The sequence below is a fragment of the Amorphoplanes digitatis genome, from assembly GCF_014205335.1.
Taxonomy (GTDB): Bacteria; Actinomycetota; Actinomycetes; order Mycobacteriales; family Micromonosporaceae; genus Actinoplanes; species Actinoplanes digitatus.
This window is the reverse complement of record NZ_JACHNH010000001.1, coordinates 2,462,928-2,486,984: the sequence shown is the minus strand read 5'-3', so window position 1 is coordinate 2,486,984 and position 24,057 is coordinate 2,462,928. Positions and strand designations below refer to the sequence as shown.

Below are 24,057 nucleotides of genomic sequence, written 5' to 3'. Positions count from 1 at the left end.
ACCCGATCACAGGAAGGAATGCTGATGCGTCTATCCCGCATCACCACTCTCGGGGGCCTGTTCCTGACCACGGCGCTGACGATCACGCTGGCCGCTCCAGCGGCGGCCCAGGCGGCAACGACGCCGCTCGGCGACGCGAATGTCGGTGTCTACACCGGACAAGCAGACCAGAAGAAGCCGACGATTCCCGCCGACGTCAAGCCGGCGATCGCCGTCTCCGCGGACCAGATCGCGATCCAGGAGCCGCGCAAGGGCGGCGGCCTGGTCATCCGGCTCTACCACCTGGCACCCGGCGCCTCACCGAACGCGGTGCTGACCGGGCTGCGCGCGCGGGGCCTGGCCCCGGCGGGCGTGACCGCACAGGCCGAGGCGGACCCGATGGAGTGCACCACCAGCTACGGCTCGGCGAAGTACCTGTGCCTCAAGACCGGCAGCCACCTGTGGTTCAACTGGCGCTGGAACGGCTTCGACGACCCGCAGGTCTACTTCCGGGACTTCACGCCGGCCGCCTGGCCGGTTCGGGCCTCGGTGACCGAGTGGAACAGGTCGCCGGGCGTCGACTCCTACTGGACCACCGGCGCGTGCCCGGGCGGCGGGCGGCACTGCGTCCCGGTCCGGACCGTCAGCGGCGGCCCCAACGGGATCGTCGGTGAGACGCACATGGAGGTCGACTCGGTCGCCTTCTTCATCGACGGCACGGTGAGCGTCGACTTCAACACCTACTACTCCTCCAGCGACGACAACCGCGGCACCGCCTGCCACGAACTCGGGCACGCGCTCGGCCTGGCGCACAACGGCTCGACGGGGAGCTGCCTGTACAACAGCGCCATCGCGGGTCCCGACCCCAGGCTGCCGCACTCCACTGACATCTCGGTCCTGCGCTACATCCTCTATGCGGACTGACACCGGACGGTGATCAGCCGGCACTGACACGGGAGAAAGCCATGCATGCGACACCGAAGCTGACGGTCGTGATCCTCTCCGGAACGCTCCTCGTGGCCGGTTGTGCACGCGGAGAGCCGGTGAACGCGGTGGCGCAGCCCGCGGTGTCCGCAAGCATCCCGATGGCCGCCGAACCCACGGCCACGCCCATCGATCCGGCGCATCCGCGCCGGGGGCCGGCCAAGGCGGCCATCGGGACTCCCTACTCCTTCGACCTCTACACGCACTGCGGCGGCGAGTACACCAGGTTCGCGGGCCGCACCTGGCGTACCGACGACCCGCCCGGCAACCTGCTGCCCAGGGCCGACGCCGCCGGCGTCACCCGGATCACCGGATACGTGTACGGCACCATGACGCTCGTCGAACTCGACCGGGCCCAGTTCGTGATCGACCCCGCCGGGGTCGCCGACCCGCCCGAGGGCCCGGTCGTGTTCCATCCGTCGGACACCCCGGCGCCGCTGTGCAAATAGGCGCGTCAGGCGCCCGCGGCCTCCTCGGCGACCCAGCGCAGCAGGTCGCCGGGCTGGCACTCGAGCACCTCGCAGAGGGCGGCGAGCGTCGCGAAGCGCACCGCCTTGGCGCGGCCGTTCTTGAGCACCGCCAGGTTGGCGGGGGTGATACCGACCCGTTCCGAGAGCTCGCCGACGGACATCTTCCGCCGGGCCAGCAGGACGTCGATGTCGACGGCGATCGGCATCAGATCACCTCGTCAAGCTCGGCCCGCAACCGCATCGCCTCGACGTCGCGCGCGACGGCCTGTGCGAGCAGCGTCCGCAGCACGTGCACGACGAGCGCGACCCCGAGGATGGCCAGGCCGATCCCGCCCATGATGACGGTGACGCCCGGGTCGTCCCGCTGATCGGGCGCGTTGACGATGGTGACCGCGAACCACACGAGTGAGGCCGCCACGATCGCGCCGATCAGGATGTCCACGTACCGGAAGGCGGCGTGGGAGAACACGGTTCCGCGGCGCACCATCGCCACCAGCCGCCAGACGCAGAACAGGGCGACCTGCACCGTCACCAGGCCCAGGATCGTGATCACGCGCAGCGCCGTCAGCGGCAGCGTGCCGTCCTCGGGGTCGCTCCCGCTGATCAGCACCCAGAGCATTCCCGCCTGTATCACCACGGTGCCGGCGAACACCACCACGAGCACGGCGCGCAGCGCGCGCACTGTCAGTTTCCCCACGAGCCATCCTTCCATCGAATTACGATGGAAATCTATCGTAAAACGATAGGTTCGGCAAGGCGGCACAAGAGAGCCGCGCGTGCCGTCGAGGACGGCACGCGCGGCTGGGGCCCCTGAGGTCAGCCCTTGACCGCTCCGGCGGTCAGGCCGGAGACGAGGTGGCGCTGGGCGAAGAAGAACACGATTCCCGCCGGTACGGTGATGAGCACCGCCGAGGCGGTCAGGTACTCCCACTGCGGGTTGAACGCCGGCACGAACTGCTGGAGGCCGTACCCGAGGGTGAACTTGCTCTTCTCCTGGATGAACGCCGTCGCGTACGCCACCTCGCCCCACGCGGTGAGGAAGGTGAAGAACGCGGTGACGGCGATGCCGGGCCGGGCCAGCGGCAGGATGATCCGCCAGAACGTGGCAAACGGCCCGCACCCGTCGATCTGCGCCGCCTCGTCCAGCTCCCGGGAGATCGAGTCGAAGTACCCCTTGAGCATCCACGAGCAGAACGGCACGGCGATCGTGAGGTACGCGATGATCAGGGAACCGTGCGTGTTGATCAGGCCGAGGTTCGCCATGATCACGTAGATCGGCACGATCAGGATGGAGACCGGGAACATCTGGGTCACCAGGAAGACCAGGAGCAGCTGACGGCGGCCCGGGAAGTTGAACCGGGACAGCGCGTACCCGGTGGTGGCCGACATCAGCACGCCGATCGCGGTGGTCGCGACCGCGACGATCAGCGAGTTGAGCGCCCACCGGGGGAACAGCGTCTCGGTGAGCACGTACTTGTAGTTGTCGAGGGTGGGTTCCTTGATGAAGCTGAGCTCACTGCTCTGCACCCACACCCCGGGCTTGAGCGACGACAGCACCACCCACGCGATCGGGAAGATCGCGATCAGCACGGCGATGATCAGAGTCGCGTGGATCGCGATGGACGCCAGCGGTGAGCGGCGGTTCCTCGGCCGGCGCTTGGCCGTCTCTACCTGGGCGGTCATGTCACCACACCTCGCCTTGCTTGCGCAGCGCCCGCCGGTAGAACACCGAGAACACGAGCAGGATGGACAGGATCAGTACGCCGTAGGTCGAGGCGAGGGAGTAGTTGCGGATGCCCTCGAACGCGGCCCGGTACGCGCCGGTCACCAGGATCTCCGTCTGGCCCGCCGGCTGGCCGCGGGTGACCAGGAAGATCACCGGGAACATGTTGAACGTCCAGATCGTGCCGAGCAGCAGCACAGTCATGCTGACCGGGCGCAGCCCGGGCAGGGTGACGTTCTTGAAGCGCTGCCACGGCGTCGCGCCGTCGATGGTGGCCGCCTCGTACAGCTCTGCGGGGATCGCCGTGAGGCCGCCGAGCAGCGACACGACCATGAACGGCACGCCGAGCCAGATGTTGGTGACGATCGCGGTGAACAGCGAGGTCCACTGGTTGTCGAACCAGGCGACCGGCGCCATGCCCACGGCCTTGAGCAGGCCGTTGACCACTCCGAAGTCCTGGTTGAACATGAACCGCCAGGAGAACGCGCTGACGAAGCCGGGCACGGCCCAGGGCAGGATCAGCAGCACCCGGTAGACGCCGCGCCCGCGGATCGGGCGGTTGAGCAGCACCGCCAGGCCCAGGCCGATGCCGTAGGTGAAGACGACGCAGGCGACGGTCCAGATGATGGTCGTCCCGAACTGGGGCCAGAACTGGCCGACCTGGCCGCTGAGCACCTTGATGTAGTTGTCGAGGCCGACGAACTTCCAGCCGTTGGGGTTGGCCTGGCAGCTCAGCTCCCCGGTGATCGACGGGGTGCAGATCTCCTGCTGCTGGTTGGCCTCGGTGAGGTCGGTGAAGGAGAGGTAGATCCCCCGGGCGAGGGGGTAGAAGACCAGGACGCCGAGCACTATCACCACGGGCGCGACCATCGCCCACGCGTACCAGTACTTGTCCCAGCTGCGACGCAGCCAACCCGGCGGGGCCTGCTCGGGGCCCGGGGCGGGGGTCGGGGTGCGGCGTTCGACCGTTGCGGTACTCATCGCTGCTCCAGTTCCGGGGGAGGCTCAAACGCGGCTGGCCGCCGACCCGAGGGCCGGCGGCCAGACGATTCATCGATCAGTTGCTGTAGTCCTTGACGACCTCGGACTTGTAGGTCTTGGCGACCGTGTCCAGCGAGGCCTGCGCGTCCTTGCCCTGCACCAGGGTCTCGACGGCCATCTTGTCCATCGGGCCGAAGAACTGACCGCCCTCGGGGATCCACGGACGGGCGACAGCGGCCTCGAGCACCGGCTTGAACGCGGCGACGGTGGCGTTGCTCTTCACGCCCGGCTGGTCGTACGCCGAGGTGCGGGTCGGCAGCAGGCCGACCTTCTCGGCGAGGAACGCCTGCGACTCGGCCGACGCCATGAACTTGATGAAGGCGACCGCGGCGGGGACCTTCTCCTGCGGCATGCCGGACCAGATGGTGTAGTTGTGGCCACCGACCGGGCCACCGGCCTTGACGCTGCCGGCGGGAACCGGCGCGACGCCGAGGTTCTCGAGGCCGCCGAAGGTCGGGGCGCCCTTGACGTTGTTGACCTCCCACGGGCCGTTGATGATCATGGCGACCTTCTGCTCCTTGAACAGGGTCATCATGTTGCCGTAGGCGTCGTTGGCCGGGGGCTTGACGGCGGTGCCGTCCTTGACCAGGTCCTGAGCGATCTTGATGCCGGCGACGGCCTGCGGGCTGTTCACGGTGATCTTCTTGGCGGCCGCGTCGACGACGTCGCCACCCTCGCCGTAGATGAACGGCAGGAGGAAGTAGCCACCGGAGTTGATGTACAGGCCCTGCTTGCCGGTCTTGGACTTGATCGCGGCGGCCGCGGTCTTGACCTCGGCCCAGGTCTTCGGGGCGGCGGTGATGCCCGCGGCCTCGAACATCTTCTTGTTGTACATCAGCGCGAGGGAGTCGGTGACCTGCGGGACGCCGTAGGTCTTGCCGCCGAACTTGTTCGACGAGACCGGGGTCGGCAGGAAGTCACTCTCGTCCTTGAGCAGCTCGGAGCCGTCAAGGTTGTAGAGGTAGCCCAGGGAGGCGAGCTCCGGCACCCAGGCGACCTCGGCGCGCAGGATGTCCGGGGCGCCCGACTTGGCGGCCGCGGCGGTCTTGAACTTGTTCTGCGCGTCCGCGAACGGCACCGACTGGTAGTCGACCTTGACGTTCGGGTAGGTCGCGTTGAACTTCTTGATCAGCTCCTGGAACGCCGGACCCTCGTTCTTCGGGTCCGAGGTGTCCCACCAGGTCAGCTGCGCGGTCAGCGACGCGGGGTCGGCCGCGGTCTTGGTGTCGCCGCTGCTGCTCTTGTCGTTACCGCCGCAAGCCGCGGCAGTGAGCGCCACGGCCAGGGCGGTGGCGATCATACCGACGCTACGAATGCGCATCGGGGCTCCTGTCAGTTCTCGCGTCGTGTGCCGCTGGACGGCGCCACGACGTACGGGGGTGGGATCGCCGCCGTGATGCCGAGGTTCCGGCGAAGTGCTTAGCGGCTGTGGCCGGCGCCACGCTAACACGTCAGTAAAACGTGTTAGGTAACTGTTTAGAAACGAGATCTTCCCACCGCCGACTCCGGCCCGTGATCGACCCTTCGGCGCGTTAAACCTGAGCCCTTCGGTCGGGCTAAAACGGACAAAGTTGACGTAACCATTTACTAAACGCCCAACATGGCGGCTGATAGCATGGCCCGAATTCCGGCCAAGAGGACGCGATGACAGCAAAAGACGCACACGCCGCCCGGCGCCGCCCCACCTCGCGGGACGTCGCGGCGGCCGCCGGCGTATCCCGCTCGGCCGTCTCCTTCGCGTTCAACGACCCGACCCGGGTGTCCACCGCGACCCGCGAGCGGATCCTGGCCGCCGCGCGGGAACTGAAGTACACCCCGCCGCCGTCGGGCCGGACGCTGCGCAACGGCCGCACCCAGAGCCTCGGCGTCCTGCTGCCCCACGACATCCCCAAGGTCATGGAGAACCCGTACTACGCCCGGTTCCTCATGGGCCTGGGGCAGGTCTGCACCCGCGAGGGCATGTCGCTACAGCTCATACCCCCGTTGGGCGACTCGCTGGTCAAGGCCGTCCGGCACGCCGCCGTCGACGGCTTCGTCGTCTGCGGCCTCGACACCGACCGCGGCGAGATCGCCGAGCTGACCCGCCGGGCGCTGCCCTACGTGCTCGTCGACAGCGACGCACCCGAGGGCGCGCCCAGCGTCGACATCGACGACCGCGACGGCGCGCGCGACGTGACGCAGCACCTGCTGGAGCTTGGCCACCGCCGGATCGCGGTGCTCAGCGTCGAGCCCCGCTCCGACCGGCCGGCGCCGACCTACCGCGACCCGCTGGTACGCCGGATAGCCGGCATCGAGGACGCGCTGGCCGCCGTCGGCCTGAGCCGGCGCGACATCACGGTCGCCGAGGTGCCCTGCACCCGGATGGACGGCTACCGCGCGACCCAGGCCATCATGGCCACCCGTCCGCGGCCGACCGCGCTCGTCGTGCTGGCCGACCTGATGGCCTTCGGCGCGATCGACGCCCTGCACGACCTCGGCCTCGACGTGCCCGGCGACGTCTCCGTCACCGGGTTCGACGACCTGCCGGAGGCACAGTGGACGCGGCCCCGGCTGACCACCGTTCGCCAGCCCATCGTGGCCAAGGGGCGCATCGCCGGCGACTTCCTCATCTCCGCGATCCGCGGTGAGGACCAGCACCAGCACCAGCTCCTGCAAACCGTCCTGATCACCCGCGAGTCGAGCAAGCCGCCGGCCGAACCGGTCACACCGGACGGCCGATACCAGCCGAGCGTCCCTCAGTCGCCCGCACGACCGGTGCCCTCCCGGACCTGATCGGCGGCGCACGGCCGGGCTTGTCCACCGTCGACAAGCCCGCCGCGGCGCGTTGGGTACCAAGGACTATCGGCGCAATCCATCGCTCTGTTTCGATCTCCCAATAATCCGAGCACTGCTCGCGTTTTGTCGGGAGGGCGTGTGGAACCCCAGATCAGTCGCCGTCGGGCCTTGGTCGCGGCCGGTGGTGTCGTGGCCGGCGCGGCGATCGCGCAGACGGCGGGACTGCCGGCGTTCGGTGCGGCCGTCGCGGCGGACGCGGACGCGATCGTGGTCGGTCACGGCCTCGCCGGCCTGGTCGCCACCGCGGAACTGGTGGCCGCGGGGCGCAAGGTGCTGCTTGTCGACCAGGAACCGCAGACCGGCCTCGGCGGACAGGCGTACTGGTCGTTCGGCGGCCTGTTCCTCGTCAACTCCGAGGAGCAGCGGCTGATGGGCGTCAAGGACTCCTACGACCTCGCCTGGCAGGATTGGCTGGGCACGGCCGGCTTCGACCGCGGCGTCGACGACCCCGCCGGCCAGGACTACTGGGCGTACCGGTGGGCGCAGGCGTACGTCAATTTCGCGGCCGGTGAGAAGCGCGCCTGGCTCGCCGGGCTCGGCATGCAGTGGTTCCCGATGGTGGGCTGGGCCGAGCGCGGCGGCGGCCTGGCCGACGGGCACGGCAACTCGGTGCCCCGCTTCCACGTCACCTGGGGCACCGGCCCGGCCGTTGTCGAGCCCTTCGAGAGGCTGGTGCGCGCCGGCGCCGCGGCGGGGAAAGTGATCTTCAAGTTCCGGCACCGGGTCGACGAGATCGTCCGGACGAACGGGGCCGTCACGGGCGTGCGCGGCGCGGTCCTGGAGCCCAGCGGCGTCGCCCGGGGCAGGCCGAGCTCGCGTACGGTGATCGGCGACTTCGAACTGCGGGCGCCGATCGTGATCGTCACCTCGGGTGGCATCGGCGCCGACCACGACCTGATCCGGCAGAACTGGCCGGCCCGGCTCGGCAAGGCGCCGGGCCGGATGATCACCGGCGTACCCGCACACGTCGACGGCCGGATGCTCGCGATCACCGAGCGGGCCGGCGGGCGGATCGTTAATCCGGACCGGATGTGGCACTACACCGAGGGCCTGCACAACTGGGACCCGATCTGGCCCGGCCACGGCATCCGTATCCTGCCCGGGCCGTCGTCGATGTGGTTCGACGCCACCGGCAGGCGACTGAGCGCACCCGACTGGCCCGGCTACGACACCCTGCACACGCTCGGCACGATCACCGCCTCTGGCTACGACTACTCCTGGTTCGTGACCACCCAGAAGATCGTCGACAAGGAGTTCGCGCTCTCCGGTTCCGAGCAGAACCCGGACCTGACGAACAAGAACATCTGGCTGCTGCTCAGCCGGATCTGGCAGACCCCGGAACCGATCCAGAAGTTCCAGCGGTACGGCGAGGACTTCGTGAAGGCCGGCACGCTGCCCGAACTGGTCGCCGGGATGAACCGGCTCACCGGAACCGACCTGATCGACCTGACCGACCTGAAGCGACAGATCGACGCCCGGGACCGGGAGATCGACAACACGTACAGCAAGGACGCTCAGGTGATGGGCATCCGCAACGCGCTCTCCTACCCGGGCGACTCACTGAGCCGGACCGCCTCCGCACACCGGATCCTCGACTCCGACGCCGGACCACTGGTCGCCGTACGGCTGAACGTGCTCACCCGCAAGACCCTCGGCGGCCTGCAGACCAACCTCCAGGGCCAGGTCCTCGACCCGTCCGGCACCCTGGTGCCGGGCCTGTACGCGGCCGGCGAGGCGTCCGGCATCGGCGGCGGTGGCGTGCACGGTTACCGCTCCCTGGAGGGCACCTTCCTGGGTGGCTGCCTCTTCTCCGGCCGCGCCGCCGGACGCGCCGCCGCGGCGGCGACCGCGACCTAGCCGGATCCGGGCCGCTACGCGCGCCCGGACAGTTCGGCGTAGCCGCGGCGCACCGCGACCAGGGACGCCTCGGCGCCGAACGGCGAGCGGGCCGCCACCTCCGGTGGCCCGGCGCCGTCGGCGTGGCCCTCGCGGATCAGCCGGTCCAGCTCGCCGAGCTGCTCGTGCTGGGCTTGCACGAACGCGCGGTCCACCGGTGCGCCGTGCCCCGGCACCACGACGCCGTCCGGCCCGACCAGGCGCAGCAGCGCGGCCACGGTGCCGGGCCACTCCAGCGGGTACGCGTCGTCGCCGTACGACGGCGGGGCGCCCTGCTCCACCAGGTCACCGGCGAGGACCACCCCGGCGTCGGGCACGTCGACCACCAGGTCGCCGGCCGTGTGCCCGCGCCCGAGGTGGTGCAGCGACACGGTACGCCCGGCCAGGTCGACGGTCGCGCTTGTCCGCACGAGCCGGTCGGGCACCCGTACGGTGACCTCGGCGAGCCCGGCCGCCAGGCCCGGGTCGCGCGGCAGCCACTGCTCGTACCAGTGCCGTTGCAGGGTTTCGCCGTGCTCGCGCAGCTCCCGGGCGGCTTCCTCGTGCGCCCAGATCGGCGCCTCGGGCGCGGCAAGCGTCGCGTTGCCGAAGCAGTGGTCGAAGTGGTGATGGGTGTTCACGATGATCAGTGGATCGCGGGTGATCACGCGGATCGCGTCGGCCAGCTCGCCGGCCTGCTCGGCGGTGGACAGCGTGTCCACCACCAGGGCCGCCCCGGCGGCGGTGACAAGCGTGACGTTGACGTCCAGCACCGGGTACCGCAGCACGTACACCCGATCGGCGATCTCCCGGAAGCCACGCATCACATCGTGATTCTGCCAGTGATCAAGGAGCCGCCGTCACGGTGTAGGCGCCGCGGGCGCACCCGGTGACCCGCCAGCCGCCCGCCACCCGCTCCGGCGACGGACCGGTGACCCCGGTCGTCGTCAGGCGGGGCATCGTGTCGCCGGGCACCCAGATGTCGACGAGGCAGTTCGCGGGGTCGTCGGGCGCGGCGGCGGCGATCCGCAACCCGCCGTCCTGGCCCGAGATCAGCGACTCCAGCCGGCCCGGCAACGCCCGCGGGAACGCCCTCGACAGGGGACGGGCGAAGCCGGCAGGCGGCGGGGTCGACGCACCGGTGCGGCAGTCGACAGCGACCAGGTTCCCGGAGGTCGTGGCGTCGGCACCGGTCTCGGGCGAGCCGCAGCCCTGCCGCCACACCCAGAACGCGCCGCCGGCGCCGAGCCGGTCCTGCGCCGCACCGAGGCGCCACACCTTGGCGCCGTCCACCGCGGGATCGCCGAACCACCCCCATTCGCCGAACCACAACGCGGCCCGGTACGCCCGGGCGGCCCGGGCCGAGGTGGCGAGATTCCGCTCGATGGACGCGATCGTCAACCCGAGACCCTGGTCCATGCTGATGGACTCGCTGTACGGGTGCGGCGCGAACACCAACTGCCGGTCGTCGGTGAAGCCCGGCGCCGGCGCCGCGTCGAATCCGAGCCCCGACCACAGCACGCTCGGCTCGAAGAAGACGAGGTGGGTGTGCCCGCCGGCGGCACGCTCGGCCTCGCGGATCGCCGTGATCGCGGCGTCGTAGTAGCGCCCGAGCAGCAGCCCCGAGCTGATCGGCGGGTTGGCACCGATCCCGGGCTCGTTGAGCAGGTCGTAGCCGGCCACGGCGGGCTCGCCGGCGAAGGCCCGCGCGACGAACGCCCACGTGCGCACGAGTTCACCCTGGATGCCGTCGCGGTCGGTGTAGAAGTTCCCGAACGCCGTCGCCACCGCCGGCGCCAGGTCGCGGGCCATGAACTGGCAGTGCGCGGTCCCGTCGGTGATGGTCGCCCACGCGGGCGCGCCGTCCCAGCCGGTGGTCGGGGTCGTCCCGCCGCCGCACTCCTCGGACGGGCGGGCGAGCGCGTTGCCCCACGCGTCCTCGTGCATGTCCAGCACGGTGTAGATCCCGTGTGCCTTCGCACCGGCCACCGCGGCCCGGATCTGGCCGAGGTAGGACTCGTCGAACGTGCCCCGCCGGGGCTCCAGCCGCGACCAGGACATGCCGAGGCGGATGACGTTGAAGCCCATCGCCGCCATCTGCGCGAAGTCGCCGTCGGCCGGCGGCCGCGTGGCCGGAACGGCCGGATCGCGCAGGTGGTAGTCGACCAGCTGGTTCACGTTGACGCCCCGCAGGATCACCTGCCGGCCGGTGACATCGCCGATCGTGGCGAGCCCGCCCCCGGCGGGTGCCGGGTGCACCCGGAGGTATTCCATGCCGCCGGACGCCGGTACCGCCTCGACGGCCGGCGGCCCGGCGGGAGCCGACGCCCCGATCACGGGTGCGAGCGCCAGCACGAGCACGCCGATCGCCGCGACCGGCACGAACCGCGACCGCAGGCGCCACCCGGCCGCGACCACGACGGCGCCGATGAGGCCGACCACCGCGCCGTAGCCGGCGCCGGTCGCGACGCTGATCAGCGAGGTCGCGAGCCACCACTGGTCCGCTCCCGCGCCGTCGAGCCGGTTCGACCAGGGCATCGCGGCGACGACGGCGCCGACCACCCCGAGGCCGAGGCCCGCCACCACCGACGCCAGGCCCACGGTCACCGACGCCGTCAGCGGGCCGGCCCGCGGCGGCCGCCGCGGCGCCAGGCGCACGGCCGCGGCGAACACCGCCAGGAACACCGCCACGCCGGCGAGGAAGCCGAAGACGCCGTTGGCCGCGGTCGGCGCGACCACGAACCCGGCGAACGAGTAGCCGACCGGTCCCCCGAGCCACCAGTGCGCCGCCGGCCCGATCGCGGCCAGGCCGGTCACCACCGCCATGACCGCCGCGGCGGAGGCGACCGGGTAGGACTCGGCCGCGCCGCTCCCGGCGCCGGGCACCGGCCGCGGCCCGAACCGGGCCGCGAGCGCCGCGCCGGCCGCGGCCAGCGGGCCGACGAGGATGAACTTGACCGCCGCGAAGCCGCATGTGCTGAGCGCGTACGTCAGGGCGGCGCCGGCCGACAGGTGCGGCCCCAGCATCGGCAGGGCCGAGGCGAGACCGGTCGCGGCCGTGGCACAGGCACCGGCGCCGATCACCGCGATCCAGGTGCCGGCGAACACCCACCTGGCCCGCGCGTACCCGGCGATCAGGAAGGCCGGGACGGCAACGCCCGCGAGCAGGACCGGGAGGCCGACCACCAGCGGCGCCCAGCGGTAGACGCCGCCGGTGCCCAGCAGCGGCAGCCCCCGGCCGCCGACCGGCGCGAGCAGGCCCGAGGGGTCCGTGGCGGCGGCGGCCGCGAGGACGGCGACGAGGATGACGACGGCGGCCGCGGCGGCCCGGACCCGCGGCGCCGCCCAGCGCGCACGCAGGTACCCGGCAAGATCGGTTCTGGTCATGGTGGGCGCGAGTATTACTCGCGTTCCGGGTTTTGTCAGCCCACCGTCGGGTCGGCACTCGGCGGGGTCGCCGGTGCCGGCCGCTCGCCGAGCAGCTCCGAGAGGGTGACCGGCTCCAGGCCGCGTTCGCGCAGCCCGGCGAGGATCTTCGGCAGCGCTTCGTCGGTGTACCGGGCGTTCGCCTCGGTGAGATGCATGATCACGATCGAGCCCGGGCGCACCTGCGACAGCACCGCCCGCACCACCGGCGCCGCGCTCCGCGCGAACGGATCACCGCTGACCACGTCGCCGTCGATCACGGTCACGCCGAGCGGTGCCAGCGCCCGCAGCGCCGCCCGGTCGTGACACAGCCCCGGGAACCGGAAGTACCGGGTCTGCCGGCCGCCGAACGGCTCCAGCGTCCGAAAGGTCCTGGCGACGTCGTCGGTCATCTTCGCCGCCGGCAGCTGCGGCAGTGTGTAACAACCGGCCGTGAACGCGGCGTGCTCGTAGCTGTGGTTGGCCACCTCGAACCGCGGATTCCCGGCGATCCGGCGCATCACCTGCGGATACTGCTCGGCCCACTGGCCGGTGACGAAGAACGTCGCGGGTATCTCCCCCTGCTCCAGCTGGCCGAGCAGCGTGAGATTCGCGTACGAGGTGACCGCGCCGCGCCGCAGCCGGGCGATCATGGCATCGGTCATGTCGGCGTCGAAGGTCAGCGCCACCCGCTTCGGCCCGCGGGGCCCGTGCCGGCGCACCGGCGGCAGCGCCCCCGGCGGGCGTTCCCCGGGCCGGGCCACCGGTGCGGGCGCCGCCTCGAGCGTAGGAGCGGACGGAGCCGCGGCGGACGGAGCCGCGGCGGATGGGGCCGCGGTGGACGGGGCCGCGGCGGACGGGGTCACGGCCGCGCTCGCCGGCAACGCCTCCGGCCGGGCATCCTCGGCGCCGCACCCCGCCAGGACCACCACCACGCAGAACGCGACAACCCGCCCCGTGATCGACATGCCGCAAATATGGCACGAGCAAGCCACCGCGAACGGTCCGGGATGTCCGTTCGTTCTGTGTAGGGTCACGGTGCCGAACCCGACCGTTGTTCTCCGCGGAAGGATCTGTCACCCGATGTCCATCAAGCGTCACGGCCTACGGACCGGGCTCGCCGCCGCCGTCATCGCGGGCGGCACCCTCATCGGCGGTGCCGCACACGCCACCCCGCCGGGCCCCGGAGTGTCCGGCCGGATCATCTGGCAGCACACCGCCGGCGACACCGACTTCGTCCTGCGAGAGGTCACCCTGCCGGCCGGGCAGGCCACCGGCTGGCACCACCACGACGGCACCCTGTACGCGCGGGTCCGGCAGGGCACGCTGAGCCACTTCGACGCGACCTGCGCGTCCGACGGCGTCTACCCGGCCGGCTCCGCCATCGTGGAACCGGCCGGCCCGGGCAACGTGCACATCGGCCGCAACCTCGGCGCCACCGCGGTGGTGCTCGACGTGCTCTACGTCCTGCCGGCCGGCAGCCCCTTGTCGGTCGACGACCCGAACCCCGGCTGCGACTTCCAGTAAGCCCGACAGCGTTTCCGCATGCGTCCGCGGGCTGATCTCGCGATTGCTCCCCTCTACCTGGTCGTCCTCCTGCTCTGCACCGCCCTGATCGTGCCGGTGGCCACGACCTGGGTCCGATCCGACGCCGACGCGATGGTCGGCACCCGCGTGTGGTCCGGGCAGATCCTGGCGGTCTACTTCGTCGCGTGGTGCAGGACCCGAACGGGCTGATCGATCCGCGCCTGCCGGAGGACCTGGCCGAGGCCATGGAGGCCGACAGCAGAATCCTGATCCTGTCCTGCCCATCGTCGCCATCCTGGCCGCCCTCTGCCTCGCGGCCGTCTGACCGACCCGCCGCGCCGGCTCCTACATGAACCGATAGTCGAACCAGATCAACGCGACGAGGAACAGGGCGAACTGAGCGATCGATCCGATCACCAGCGAGACCACGACGGCCTTCGCGCCCCGCATGCCGCGCAGCGGCGGGCTGGCCAGCATCCGGTTTCGGTCGTCCTCTTCCATGTGCAGCAAGGGCGCTATCCAGGAGTAGGCGAGCGGATATTTGGTCATGAAGTAGGTCCGGCCGACGGTGGCTTCGCCGGGAAGAAGCCGCTCCTCGCTCCTGATGGCGACAAACGCCACGGGTAGCCCGTGCGACAGGATCAACATCAGCACGACGATGATGCCCAGCGGCGCCAGGCCCGCCAAGAGCAGCGGAGCCGCCTTCTGCTGGGCCAGGCCGTAGCCGAACAGCAGCCCGCCGGCCGCGATCAGAAACCCGGTGCACTGGACGAACAGCGTCGTCAGGTGCCGGAACGTCTCAATGGACTGCTGCATCTGGACGCGAAGCGAGTCGCGATCTTCGGGTTCGCCGAGGGTCATTCCGGAAGGCTACGACCCACGTCCGCCGGCTCCTCGATGCTCATCCGACAGGACCCCGCCGTAATCCCTGCGGAGGAGCGGGCGCGCGTTTCTCCCGGAATCGCGCCGCGCTGGCCGACCAGCCGGTAATCGGACCGGCACGCACCGTACAACGAATTGTGGGGCGAGTTCACAGCCCCTGCCGCACCCATCCCGAGGAAGGAAAGCGACATGCGCCAGCGTAGCCCGAACGTCGACGAGGAACGCGCCATCCGCGACACCGCACTCCGGGAGGCGTGGCCGTACACCGACTCCCGCGCGAACTACGAGATCGCCGCCCGCGCCCGGACGGCACAGGCTGAAGGCCGGGAGCGCGCCCATGCGTGAACACCACCGACCACCCCGCACCCGGGACGCCCGGCGGGCCGACTGATGGCACACACCCCAGCAGACGTCCTCGAAATCAGACACCACGACGACACCGTGAGCAGATACGAGCGGGTCTCATACTGCCCGTGGCGAGGCGGGGTGACCGTCTACCAGAACGGCCAGGAAATCGCCCGCCACGACGACGTACTGGACACCCGCGCACTGCGCCTGGCCTCGACCTGACGGCACATCAACTTGACCCGGCCGGCGGTCCGGCCCTTCATGTACGCCTTCTCAGCGCGTCAGGTCGATGCGGTCGAAGTCGGGGGCGTAGTCGGTGTCGTTGCGCACCTCGATGGTGTTCGCTCCGGCGTGCAGGGTGAGGCGCAGGGTCAGGGAGTCCACGGTGTACCAGTCGGGGCTGGCCGGGAATGTGAGGTTCTCCACGAGGCGGCCGTTGACCAGTACGGTTGTCCCTCGCGGTTCGCCGGAGATGTACTGCACCCGGGCGTTGTAGATGCCGGAATCGGGCACGGTCAACCCCGTGAAGCGCAGGAAGTTCGCCTCGCCGTTGCCGACGAATCGCACGACGAGGCCGTCGGAGGCGTCGTCGCGCGGCAACGGCCGGGCTTTTCCTCCCATCACGTTGCGCGGTGACTCCGCCTCGTAGGTCGCCTGGAACGGTGCCGGCCGCGCGGATTCGGTCCGGGCCTCGGGGCTGGGTGAGCCTTCCGAGGCCGTCGGGCGGCCGACGGGGGCTTGCGAAGCCGAAACCGAAGCTGTCGCCGAACTCTGCGACGGGGACGGCGAGGAGTCGGACGGGTCGGCAGCGGGCGGCGGAGTGGCCGCAGCGGGCTGCGGCGGCTGGGCCACCGCGGCCGGGGGTTCGGACGGGGAGATCACGGCGACCAGGCCGCCAGCCACCCCGAGGACGGTGATCGTGGCGGCGGCGCCGATGACACCGCCTCTGCGTTGCGCCAGGGCCAACGCCCGGCGCCGTGCGGCTCGCGTGCCCGTCCGGCCGACCGACGGCCGCCCACCAGCCGTCTCCGCTCCGGGAACCGATGTCGTCGCACGGGCCACTGAGTCCTGCGTCGCCGGATCCACAGCGCTGACCGGCGGCAACCATCCACCGATGCGCAGCGGCTTCGCGGATGGCGCCTCGTCATCGTCCTGCATGAGCTTAACCGTCCTCATTCCATGGTCCGCCGAGGCTAACCTCGACATCACCGGGCTTGGCCACCCGTTCGGACGATCTTGGTATGGCCGGTAGGCCGGGATCATCATGGCCATCGGTCGAGCTCTCGTGGACTCCAGCACCCCGCTCCGGTCACGGCCTCGAGCACTTTTCGCCCGTTGACCACCATCGATAGTGTGGCGATTCGGAGGCATGGAACGGGGACGGTGGGCGAGGCATGTCCAGACCTCACGGATCACGCGGCGGCCATGGCGAGGACGCTGACGGCTCGCCCACACGACGGCAGCCCGGCTCCCCGGCAGGCGCCGGACGCGCGCGTTCGGTCTCCGAGGCGCAGTCGATGATTCGACGCCAGTTGCGGATGGGCCGCGCCGGCGCTGGTCGTGACGGCGGTGCGTCACCCGGGCGCCCGGCCGGGCCGGGCCATGACGGCGGATCGCCGGCCGACGCCGCGCGCCGGGACGCCTGGGACAACCCGGACCGGCACAGCACGCCGGTACGGGATCGAACCGCCACGACCGATCCAGTGGACATCGTCAGCGGCGAGGTCTTCATGGCCCAGACGGACGTCGCGTTACCAGGGGTGCTGCCTCTGGTGCTCGAACGCACCTACCTATCGTCGTACCGGCTGGGAAGGGCGTTCGGCCACGCATGGGCGTCGACCTTGGACATGCGGCTCGAGCCGATGGACGCGGGCATGCTGCTGGTGATGCCGGACGGGATGCTCCTGGCGTACCGGGAGATGCCCACCCGGACTGCGGTATATCCGCAGGCCGGACCGGCGCTGGGGTTGACGACGGAGTTCGGCGGCTACTCGGTTTCCTCCGCCGCGGCCGGAGTGACCTGGCATTTCTCCGGCGATGGGCTGCACCTGACATCGCTGACGCACCGCTGCGGTGACCGCGTCGACCTCGTACGGGACCTGCTCGGGCGAGTGACCGAGGTCATCCACAGCGGCGGCTATCGGGTAAGCGTCTCCTGGGACAACGGCCGGGTGTCGCGGTTCGCCCTGCTCAGGAGCGACGGCATCGCGATACCGCTGGCGCGATTCGGGTACGACGGCGACGGTCTACTCGCCGACATCGTGAACGGGTCGGGGCGCCCGCTGCGTTTCGAGTACGACGACGGTCGGCTGACACGGTGGATCGACCGGAACGGGCATTGGTATTCGTACGCCTATGACGACCGGGGGCGGTGTGTGGCCTCTTCCGGGCCGCAACGCGTGCTGGCCACCCGGCTCGAATATGACGAGTCGACCCGGACCACTGTTGTCACCGACGCGCTCGGTCACGTCGCTTCGTACAGGTATGACGAGCGGCGCCGCGTGGTGCGGGAGGTTGATCCCGTCGGCGGGGTACGGCTGCGGGAGTGGGACCGGCGGGGGCGGATCGTCGGCCTGTCCGACCCGACGGGGGCGTTCACCCGTCATCGATACGACGTCGAGGGGAACCTCGTCCAGGTCACGGGCCCGGGCGGGGCAGTGTCGACGGCGACCTGTACCGCGGAGGGACTACCCGCCACGGTGACCGGTCCGGACGGTAGCCGGCGGTCGTTCAGTTACGACGCGCGAGCCAATCTCGCCACGGTGACCGATGCGGCCGGCGCCGTCACCGCGTACACCTATGACCAGGCCGGCCATCTCGCAACCGTGACCGACCCGCTCGGCGCGGTAACGCTCGTGGAATCGGACGGGGCCGGCCTGCCGCTGCGGGTGACAGATGCGGCCGGCGCCACCACCTCCTACCAGCGGGACGAGGCCGGCCGTGTCGTGGCCGTCACGGACGCGCTCGGATCCCGGACCCTGATCCGCTACAGCCTGGACGGGCTGCCCACCGCGCGGACCGGCCCGGACGGCGCGGTCGAGAACTGGGAGTACGACCCGCAGGGAAATCTGGTCGCGCATACCACCGCGTCAGGCGCCGTGACCAGGTACGCGTACGGGCCCTTCAATTGCTTGACCTCACGCACCGACCCGGACGGCACCCGGCTGGCGTTCGCCTACGACAAGCAGCTGCGGTTGACGTCCGTGACCAACCCGCAGGGCCTGGTCTGGTCGTACGGCTACGACGGGTCCGGGCGGCTGACCGCCGAGACGGATTTCGACGGGCGCACGATCACCTACGCCACCGACGCGGCCGGGCGGCTCGCCGGACGGACCAACGGGGCGGGGCAGACGACCACCTTCGTGCGTGACACGGCCGGGAGGGTCGTCGAACGACACACCGCCGAAGGGCGAACCACGTTCAGCTACGACCTGATGGGACGGTTACTACGGGCGACATCACCCACGGCGGACCTGGCCATGACGTACGACGCCGCGGGTCGCGTGGTCAGCGAGTCGGTGGGCGGGCGCACCGTACGGTTCAGTTACGACCTCGCCGGACGGCAGGCGGGCCGCAGTACACCGGCCGGCGTGGTGTCGTCCTGGGCCTACGGCGCCACGGGTTCGCCGACCGCCCTGCTCGCGGGCCGGCACGCGATGGCCCTGTCCCACGACGCCGTAGGAAACCTCATCGAGCGGCGTGTCGGAGCCCCGTCGGGTTGGCAGGCGCTGCGGCAGGAGCACGACGCGTCCGGCCGGCTCGTCGCGCAGACCGTGGCCGGCTCGGCCGGCACGACCGTCCAGCGCGGCTTCGCGTACGGTCCGGACGGGTTCCTCTCCGCCGTCACGGATTCGGCGCTCGGTACCCGGACAGTGGCGCTGGACCAGGTCGGACGGGTCAACGCCGTCACGGGCGCGAGCTGGCGGGAGACGTACGCCTACGACACGGCCGGCAACCTGAGCTCCGCCGCCTGGACCGCCGACGACACCGCAGCGCAGGGCGAACGGACGTACACGGGTACGCGGCTGCGCACCGCCGGCCGGTTCCGCTACGAGCATGACGCACAGGGCCGGATCGTCCTCCGTCAGCGTGCGCGGCATTCCGGAAAGCCCCTGACGTGGCGTTACACCTGGGACTCCGAGGACCGGCTCGTCGCGGTGCGGACCCCCGACGGGAGCGACTGGTCCTACCGGTACGACCCACTCGGCCGGCGCCTCGCCAAATATCGCCATGCGCCGGACGGCGGTGTCGCCGAACAGGTCGACTTCGCCTGGGACGGCAGTCGCCTGATCGAACAGACGCACCACCGGTTCGAGGCCACGGCCGGCACCCACGTCACCACCTGGGACTACTCCCCCGGCGCGCATACCCCGCTGGTGCAGCGCGAACGGCGCTGGACAGACAGCACCCCGCAGGCGGAGATCGACGAACACTTCTACAGCATCGTCGCCGACCTGGTCGGCAATCCCACCCACCTGACCGCCGTGGACGGCCGGGTGGCCTGGGAGTCCCGTCAGACCATCTGGGGTACGCCGACCACCGTCACCAGCGACGGCGCCGACTGCCCGCTGCGGCTGCCCGGGCAGTACCACGACCCGGAGACCGGACACCACTACAACAACCAGCGGTACTACGACCCGGACACCGCGCGGTACCTAAGCCCGGACCCGCTCGGCCTGCGGCCGGCACCCAACCCCGTCGCCTACGTCCCCAACCCGACGTTCGAGATCGACCCGCTCGGCCTCGACACCACCCCGGTCGGCCCGACACCCGAACAGGTCCAGCACGCCATCCAGAACGTCGGCGGCCTCGGCGAGGCACAGGCCCGCATGATCCTGGCGGAGGCGTTCAAGCGGGGCTCCTCCGTCGTTTTCGGCGGTAGCCGGGTCCGCGGCGACTACACGCCGGGGAGCGACGTCGACGTCGGATTCGGTAGCCTGACCAACAACCAGGCCAACAAGCTCATCAAGAAGGTCAACGGGGTGGATGACGATCCGTCATGGCTACGGATGGAGGAAACGAAGATCATTCCCGGGAATGAGACGCCGAACATTCCGCGAATCGAGTCGCCCGAGGAATTCTTCGCCCGATCCGGCAACCGCCAGCCTGACGACAAGGGCGGTGCCGCGTACACGCCGTCCGGATCGCACACCTACAACCCCGACGGATCCATCTCGTCAAGGTGCCCAGGATGACCGTTCACTTCGAGATCGAGGGCTTTCTGATCCCAGGAGATCGGGTCGCCTACCGTGCCATGAACTTCGGGCAACCGGTTCAGGACAGGACCCCTTTCCGGTACGTGCTGCGCCTCCCGATCGGGGAGTTCACCGCGCGGCTGGCGCAGAAGCTCGACCAGTGCGTCGCCGAGTTGCGCGAGGACTACGAGAAGTTCGGCGATGACGACGACGCGACGACGGTCGCGCTCGCGGCAGCCGGGTGGCCGTCCGCCGCGGCTCTCCACCACGACCACACCGACGTGATGTTGCTGGTCATGCGCGAGTACCTGTACTTCGACATCCTCAACGCCTATGCGCCGGCACGGGACTACGACTTCCTCGTCAACACCGTGGACGACGTCGTCCGCGACGGCGACGACATCGTGGTGACCGGCACGGGCTACGAACGCGGCGAAGGAAACGGACCGTGGCGGTCCTGACCGCCACGCACCGGGCCGGCGCGAAAATGTGATGCTGCGTGATCAAGCGGATACTGATGGCTAGATAGGCGATCGTCAGTGTATGCTCGGCGCACTCGACATAGCCGTCCAGCATCCGAGCGAGGCTGCCATCACCATGCGGCTCACCGTCGCCGACCTGTGCCGGGCAGGCACGGTCCGATCCGCTGGCGGTCCAGCGGCGGTCACGTGAGAGCACGGCTCAGCGCCGCTCGAGGAGGCAGGTGCAATGGATGAAATCAAGGACAGTCTGTCGTGTCACGGACTGGTGGACGTCACCCGGCCGGCACTGGCAGAACTGCTGACGGAGTCCCCTGACGCCACCCTCACCGAGGTGGTGCGGCGCATGGTGGAGCGCGAGCTCGGCCCCTCCGGGCTGCCGAAGGTCTCACCGTTCAGCTCCGCGTTCTGATCGATGCGGGGCGGGTCGACCCACCACCCTGAGGACGACGGCGAGGCGCCGGTTCGCGAGGTCGTCCTCAAGATCCACGAACGGTGCAACATCGCCTGCGATCACTGCTACATGTACGAGGCCGCCGATCAAGGCTGGCGGCATCGTCCGGTCAGGATGGCCGACGAGGTCGTCGACCGGGTCGCGTTCCGGCTCGCCGAGCATGCCCTGCGGCACCACCTGCCCACGGTGCGGGTCATCTTTCACGGTGGCGAGCCGCTCCTGGCGGGAGCCCCGGCCCTCGAGCGGGCGATGCGCTCCTTCCGTGCCGCGATGCCGTCCGGCTGCCGCGTGACCTTCGCCGTGCAGACCAACGGCATTCTTCTCGACGAGCAGTTCCTCGAGCTGTTCCGCCGGTGGGACGTGGGCGTCGGCGTGAGCCTGGACGGCGACCGGCGGGCCAACGACCGGCACCGCCGCTACGGGTCCGGCCGCAGCTCGTTCGATGCGGCTGTGGCCGGCATCGGCGCGCTGCGCCGGCCCGCGAACCGCGGGATCTACGCCGGCCTGCTCTGCACCGTCGACCTGCGCAACGACCCGCTCCGCACGTTCGGGGCTTTGCTCTCGCACGAGCCGCCGGCCATCGACTTCCTTCTGCCGCACGGCAACTGGGAACATCCGCCGCCCGGCGTCGAGGTCGCCGCGGGCGCGGCGAGGCCGACGCCGTACGCGGAATGGCTGATCCCCGTCTTCGACCGCTGGTACGACGCCCGGCCGCCGCAGACCATGATCCGGATGTTCGAGTCGATCATTTCGCTGTCGCTCGGCGGGCCGAGCCTGACCGACACGCTCGGCCTCGACCCGGCCGCGGCGATCGTCGTCGAGAGCGACGGGTCGTTCGAGGGTCACGACGCGCTCAAGACGGCGGGCGGCGACGGCGGAGCTACCGGGCTGTCGGTGGCCGATCACTCGATCGACGACGTCGTCCGGCACGTGGCCGTGGCCGGCGCCCGGCACGGCCTGGCCGGCCTGGGCCCGGAGTGCCGCCGGTGCCCGGTGGTCCGCGTCTGCGGCGGCGGCCTGTTCGCCCACCGGTACGCGCCGGGGGACGGATTCACCCGCGCCTCGGTCTTCAGCGCGGACCTGCGCCGGCTGATCGAGCACGTCCAGATCCGGATCGAGGCCGACCTGCGTGCCGCGAGGTCCGGTGCGGGCGAATGAACCTGCCCGAACTCGCGTTGTCCGGCGACCAGATCGACGAACTCGCGCTCCGCCGGCCGAGTGCCGCCACCCTTCAGCTGCTCCGGGTCGGCCAAGCGGCCCGGCGCCGGCTTCTGCTCCTCGCGCTGCGGACGGAACTGGCTGACCGCGGTGCGGCGGAGGCCTTCGCCCTGCTCGCCCGCGCTGCCGGCGCCGCGCCCGCCGAGGTCGAGGAGCTGGTCACCAGGCCGCTCGCCGGGGCGGCCGCGGTGCGCGCCCTGCGGACGCCCAAGGAGGCGGGATATGTGCGGGCGCTGGCCGCCGCGGCGGCGATCCGAGCCGGTCTCCGGTTCTCGATCGACGTCCCGGACACCGACGGCTCATTGTTCCTGCCCGGTGTGGGCACCGCACGCGACCTGCACTGCCGCACCGCCCGGGTGACCGGCGACCTCGGCGCGTTCTCGGTGGGCTGTCCGCACCGGACCGCTCCCGGCGCCGGGTCACGCTGGAGCCCGCACCGTTTCCTCACGCTCGGCGACGACCCGTCGTGGCGCATCGACCTGGAGGATCACGACCCGGACCGGGCCTGCTTCGACCACCGGCCGGCCGAACCGCTCGGCGCGGACGCCGTCGAGGCGCTCCAGTCCCACCTGAACAAGGCCTGGCGCCTGATCGCCGCCGACCATCCCGGCTACGCCCTCGTCGTCCGCACCTGCCTGCGCGCGGTGGTGCCGCTCGCCGACCCGGAGCAGTCCGGCGACGGTGAGCGCGCCGCCGGCGCGTCGTCGAGTCTTGCCTTCGGCAGCGTGGCCCTCAGCCGCATGCCGGACCCCCACGCGACGGCGCTGATGGTCATGCACGAGCTTCAGCACAACCTGCTGGACGCCGCCTTCGACCTCGCGGATTTCACCGAGGAGCCGGCCCGCGAGCTGCACCACGCGCCGTGGCGGCTCGACCCGCGACCGGTTCGCTCGCTGCTCCAGGGCGTGCACGCGCACGCCGCCGTGACCGACTACTGGGCGGTCCGCTGGCGACACGACGGGTCCCCTGGCTCGGGGTTCGAGTTCGCGTTCTGGCGCGAGGTCACCACCGCGGCCATCGGGACGCTACGACGTTCGGCCGAGCTCACCCCGGCGGGCCGGCGACTGGTACGCGGCATGTGGCGCGCCACGGAGGACTGGTGGCGCGCGGATCCGTCGCCCGAGTTGGCGGCCGCCGCTCGCCAGGTGACGACGGCCGATGCCGTGCGATGGCGGCTTCGGAACCGCGGCACGGCGCCCGATCTGCCGGAGTCACTCAAAGATTCGCTGTTACGAGGCGAACGATGTCCCGTCCTGCCGCCTCCGATCGTGCAACAGGCCGACCCGGAGCCGGCGCGGCATACGCGCATCGGCGCGGCGGTCCGCCGGTCCGCCCTACGCGGCGCACCGTCCGAGGACGGCGATGAGCTGGACACCTGGCGTGCGACGGTGGCGGCCGACCCGGACGACGAGGAGGCCTGGGCGGCATTGGCCCACCAGCTCACCCTGCGGGGCCGCGGCCCGGCGGCGACCGCGCTCATCGAACGCCCGGAGATCGTGCGTGCCGTGCTGCTCGCCGGCCGTGCCGACCCGGCGGCGACGGAACACCGTGATCCGGTACGCATCGCCGCCTGGGTGGCCGAGGGCGACGATCAGGTTGGTGACACCCCTGACAGCGCTCAGTACTATCGGTGAGGCGAGCA

General features: G+C 70.9%; 23 protein-coding genes. 13 read left to right on the top strand and 10 right to left on the bottom strand.

Annotated features, from left to right (window positions below; all coding sequences use genetic code 11):
- Positions 1-24: 24 nt before the first annotated feature.
- Together BJ971_RS10800 and BJ971_RS10795 are read left to right on the top strand one after the other, a co-directional pair.
- On the top strand, positions 25-903 hold the full coding sequence (locus BJ971_RS10800; protein WP_184992101.1) for a zinc metalloprotease: 879 nt from the start codon (positions 25-27) through the stop codon (positions 901-903).
- Between the two features lie 41 nt (positions 904-944).
- The gene (locus BJ971_RS10795; protein WP_184992099.1) at positions 945-1,412 is read left to right on the top strand and encodes a hypothetical protein; all 468 of its coding nucleotides are present in this window, start codon (positions 945-947) and stop codon (positions 1,410-1,412) included.
- A 5-nt stretch (positions 1,413-1,417) separates the two neighbouring features.
- Here BJ971_RS10795 and BJ971_RS10790 read toward each other — a convergent pair whose 3' ends face one another.
- From BJ971_RS10790 to BJ971_RS10770, 5 genes are all read right to left on the bottom strand, one after another.
- Entirely contained in the window at positions 1,418-1,639 is a 222-nt protein-coding gene (locus BJ971_RS10790) for a helix-turn-helix domain-containing protein (protein ID WP_184992097.1), read from the bottom strand.
- The gene (locus BJ971_RS10785) at positions 1,639-2,130 is read right to left on the bottom strand and encodes a DUF2975 domain-containing protein (protein ID WP_184992095.1); all 492 of its coding nucleotides are present in this window, start codon (positions 2,128-2,130) and stop codon (positions 1,639-1,641) included. Before BJ971_RS10785 ends, BJ971_RS10790 begins: the two co-directional genes overlap by 1 nt.
- A 119-nt stretch (positions 2,131-2,249) precedes the next feature.
- Positions 2,250-3,116, bottom strand: coding sequence for a sugar ABC transporter permease (locus tag BJ971_RS10780; RefSeq protein WP_184992094.1), 867 nt, complete (start codon positions 3,114-3,116; stop codon positions 2,250-2,252).
- 1 nt (position 3,117) lies between these two features.
- Positions 3,118-4,137, bottom strand: a complete 1,020-nt coding sequence (locus tag BJ971_RS10775) for a carbohydrate ABC transporter permease (RefSeq protein WP_239087092.1) — start codon at positions 4,135-4,137, stop codon at positions 3,118-3,120.
- 76 nt (positions 4,138-4,213) lie between these two features.
- Positions 4,214-5,518 (bottom strand): extracellular solute-binding protein, encoded by a 1,305-nt coding sequence (locus BJ971_RS10770; RefSeq protein ID WP_184992092.1) that lies wholly within the window; start codon positions 5,516-5,518, stop codon positions 4,214-4,216.
- 323 nt (positions 5,519-5,841) lie between these two features.
- Here BJ971_RS10770 and BJ971_RS10765 point away from each other — a divergent pair, with 323 nt between their 5' ends.
- Complete coding sequence (locus tag BJ971_RS10765) at positions 5,842-6,969, top strand: LacI family DNA-binding transcriptional regulator (RefSeq protein WP_184992090.1); 1,128 nt, start codon at positions 5,842-5,844, stop codon at positions 6,967-6,969.
- 207 nt (positions 6,970-7,176) lie between these two features.
- Entirely contained in the window at positions 7,177-8,889 is a 1,713-nt protein-coding gene (locus BJ971_RS10760) for an FAD-binding dehydrogenase (protein WP_203709063.1), read from the top strand.
- Between the two features lie 14 nt (positions 8,890-8,903).
- On the opposite strand, the gene BJ971_RS10755 is transcribed toward BJ971_RS10760, so the two are convergent.
- The 3 genes from BJ971_RS10755 to BJ971_RS10745 are packed head-to-tail and all read right to left on the bottom strand — an operon-like array spanning position 8,904 to position 13,280.
- Positions 8,904-9,731: an MBL fold metallo-hydrolase gene (locus BJ971_RS10755; protein ID WP_221479295.1), complete on the bottom strand. Its 828-nt coding sequence runs from the start codon at positions 9,729-9,731 to the stop codon at positions 8,904-8,906.
- A gap of 22 nt (positions 9,732-9,753) precedes the next feature.
- Positions 9,754-12,294, bottom strand: a complete 2,541-nt coding sequence (locus BJ971_RS10750) for a glycoside hydrolase family 5 protein (protein ID WP_184992084.1) — start codon at positions 12,292-12,294, stop codon at positions 9,754-9,756.
- A gap of 35 nt (positions 12,295-12,329) precedes the next feature.
- The gene (locus BJ971_RS10745; RefSeq protein ID WP_184992082.1) at positions 12,330-13,280 is read right to left on the bottom strand and encodes a polysaccharide deacetylase family protein; all 951 of its coding nucleotides are present in this window, start codon (positions 13,278-13,280) and stop codon (positions 12,330-12,332) included.
- Between the two features lie 115 nt (positions 13,281-13,395).
- On the opposite strand from BJ971_RS10745, the gene BJ971_RS41080 reads away from it, so the two are divergent.
- On the top strand, positions 13,396-13,839 hold the full coding sequence (locus tag BJ971_RS41080) for a cupin domain-containing protein (RefSeq protein WP_239087091.1): 444 nt from the start codon (positions 13,396-13,398) through the stop codon (positions 13,837-13,839).
- An 18-nt stretch (positions 13,840-13,857) separates the two neighbouring features.
- Complete coding sequence (locus BJ971_RS10735) at positions 13,858-14,049, top strand: hypothetical protein (RefSeq protein ID WP_184992080.1); 192 nt, start codon at positions 13,858-13,860, stop codon at positions 14,047-14,049.
- 135 nt (positions 14,050-14,184) lie between these two features.
- Here BJ971_RS10735 and BJ971_RS10730 read toward each other — a convergent pair whose 3' ends face one another.
- Positions 14,185-14,700, bottom strand: coding sequence for a hypothetical protein (locus tag BJ971_RS10730; protein WP_184992078.1), 516 nt, complete (start codon positions 14,698-14,700; stop codon positions 14,185-14,187).
- Between the two features lie 210 nt (positions 14,701-14,910).
- Between BJ971_RS10730 and BJ971_RS10725 the strand changes: the two genes are divergently transcribed.
- Positions 14,911-15,066, top strand: coding sequence for a hypothetical protein (locus BJ971_RS10725; protein WP_184992077.1), 156 nt, complete (start codon positions 14,911-14,913; stop codon positions 15,064-15,066).
- Positions 15,067-15,162: 96 nt separating this feature from the next.
- Complete coding sequence (locus tag BJ971_RS10720; protein WP_260414874.1) at positions 15,163-15,291, top strand: hypothetical protein; 129 nt, start codon at positions 15,163-15,165, stop codon at positions 15,289-15,291.
- Between the two features lie 51 nt (positions 15,292-15,342).
- On the opposite strand, the gene BJ971_RS10715 is transcribed toward BJ971_RS10720, so the two are convergent.
- Positions 15,343-16,227 carry a carbohydrate-binding protein gene (locus BJ971_RS10715; RefSeq protein ID WP_184992074.1) on the bottom strand — a complete coding sequence of 295 codons (885 nt, stop codon included), beginning with the start codon at positions 16,225-16,227 and terminating at the stop codon, positions 15,343-15,345.
- A 359-nt stretch (positions 16,228-16,586) separates the two neighbouring features.
- On the opposite strand from BJ971_RS10715, the gene BJ971_RS10710 reads away from it, so the two are divergent.
- From BJ971_RS10710 to BJ971_RS10690, 5 genes are all read left to right on the top strand, one after another.
- Entirely contained in the window at positions 16,587-20,264 is a 3,678-nt protein-coding gene (locus BJ971_RS10710; protein ID WP_184992073.1) for a DUF6531 domain-containing protein, read from the top strand.
- Positions 20,261-20,725: a hypothetical protein gene (locus tag BJ971_RS10705; RefSeq protein WP_184992072.1), complete on the top strand. Its 465-nt coding sequence runs from the start codon at positions 20,261-20,263 to the stop codon at positions 20,723-20,725. Before BJ971_RS10710 ends, BJ971_RS10705 begins: the two co-directional genes overlap by 4 nt.
- A gap of 247 nt (positions 20,726-20,972) precedes the next feature.
- On the top strand, positions 20,973-21,155 hold the full coding sequence (locus BJ971_RS10700; RefSeq protein ID WP_184992071.1) for an FxSxx-COOH-like cyclophane-containing RiPP peptide: 183 nt from the start codon (positions 20,973-20,975) through the stop codon (positions 21,153-21,155).
- A gap of 3 nt (positions 21,156-21,158) precedes the next feature.
- Positions 21,159-22,355: an FxsB family cyclophane-forming radical SAM/SPASM peptide maturase gene (locus tag BJ971_RS10695; protein ID WP_184992070.1), complete on the top strand. Its 1,197-nt coding sequence runs from the start codon at positions 21,159-21,161 to the stop codon at positions 22,353-22,355.
- Entirely contained in the window at positions 22,352-24,049 is a 1,698-nt protein-coding gene (locus tag BJ971_RS10690) for an aKG-HExxH-type peptide beta-hydroxylase (protein WP_184992069.1), read from the top strand. Before BJ971_RS10695 ends, BJ971_RS10690 begins: the two co-directional genes overlap by 4 nt.
- Positions 24,050-24,057: the final 8 nt, after the last annotated feature.

Excerpts from the sequence above, each read along its gene's own strand:
- BJ971_RS10800 (WP_184992101.1), top strand. The coding sequence starts at position 25 with ATGCGTCTATCCCGCATCACCACTCTCGGGGGCCTGTTCCTGACCACG.
- BJ971_RS10795 (WP_184992099.1), top strand. The coding sequence starts at position 945 with ATGCATGCGACACCGAAGCTGACGGTCGTGATCCTCTCCGGAACGCTC.
- BJ971_RS10790 (WP_184992097.1), bottom strand. The coding sequence starts at position 1,639 with ATGCCGATCGCCGTCGACATCGACGTCCTGCTGGCCCGGCGGAAGATG.
- BJ971_RS10780 (WP_184992094.1), bottom strand. The coding sequence starts at position 3,116 with ATGACCGCCCAGGTAGAGACGGCCAAGCGCCGGCCGAGGAACCGCCGC.
- BJ971_RS10775 (WP_239087092.1), bottom strand. The coding sequence starts at position 4,137 with ATGAGTACCGCAACGGTCGAACGCCGCACCCCGACCCCCGCCCCGGGC.
- BJ971_RS10770 (WP_184992092.1), bottom strand. The coding sequence starts at position 5,518 with ATGCGCATTCGTAGCGTCGGTATGATCGCCACCGCCCTGGCCGTGGCG.
- BJ971_RS10765 (WP_184992090.1), top strand. The coding sequence starts at position 5,842 with ATGACAGCAAAAGACGCACACGCCGCCCGGCGCCGCCCCACCTCGCGG.
- BJ971_RS10755 (WP_221479295.1), bottom strand. The coding sequence starts at position 9,731 with ATGCGTGGCTTCCGGGAGATCGCCGATCGGGTGTACGTGCTGCGGTAC.
- BJ971_RS10750 (WP_184992084.1), bottom strand. The coding sequence starts at position 12,294 with ATGACCAGAACCGATCTTGCCGGGTACCTGCGTGCGCGCTGGGCGGCG.
- BJ971_RS10745 (WP_184992082.1), bottom strand. The coding sequence starts at position 13,280 with ATGTCGATCACGGGGCGGGTTGTCGCGTTCTGCGTGGTGGTGGTCCTG.
- BJ971_RS41080 (WP_239087091.1), top strand. The coding sequence starts at position 13,396 with ATGTCCATCAAGCGTCACGGCCTACGGACCGGGCTCGCCGCCGCCGTC.
- BJ971_RS10735 (WP_184992080.1), top strand. The coding sequence starts at position 13,858 with ATGCGTCCGCGGGCTGATCTCGCGATTGCTCCCCTCTACCTGGTCGTC.
- BJ971_RS10730 (WP_184992078.1), bottom strand. The coding sequence starts at position 14,700 with ATGACCCTCGGCGAACCCGAAGATCGCGACTCGCTTCGCGTCCAGATG.
- BJ971_RS10725 (WP_184992077.1), top strand. The coding sequence starts at position 14,911 with ATGCGCCAGCGTAGCCCGAACGTCGACGAGGAACGCGCCATCCGCGAC.
- BJ971_RS10715 (WP_184992074.1), bottom strand. The coding sequence starts at position 16,227 with ATGCAGGACGATGACGAGGCGCCATCCGCGAAGCCGCTGCGCATCGGT.
- BJ971_RS10710 (WP_184992073.1), top strand. The coding sequence starts at position 16,587 with ATGATTCGACGCCAGTTGCGGATGGGCCGCGCCGGCGCTGGTCGTGAC.
- BJ971_RS10705 (WP_184992072.1), top strand. The coding sequence starts at position 20,261 with ATGACCGTTCACTTCGAGATCGAGGGCTTTCTGATCCCAGGAGATCGG.
- BJ971_RS10700 (WP_184992071.1), top strand. The coding sequence starts at position 20,973 with ATGGATGAAATCAAGGACAGTCTGTCGTGTCACGGACTGGTGGACGTC.
- BJ971_RS10695 (WP_184992070.1), top strand. The coding sequence starts at position 21,159 with ATGCGGGGCGGGTCGACCCACCACCCTGAGGACGACGGCGAGGCGCCG.
- BJ971_RS10690 (WP_184992069.1), top strand. The coding sequence starts at position 22,352 with ATGAACCTGCCCGAACTCGCGTTGTCCGGCGACCAGATCGACGAACTC.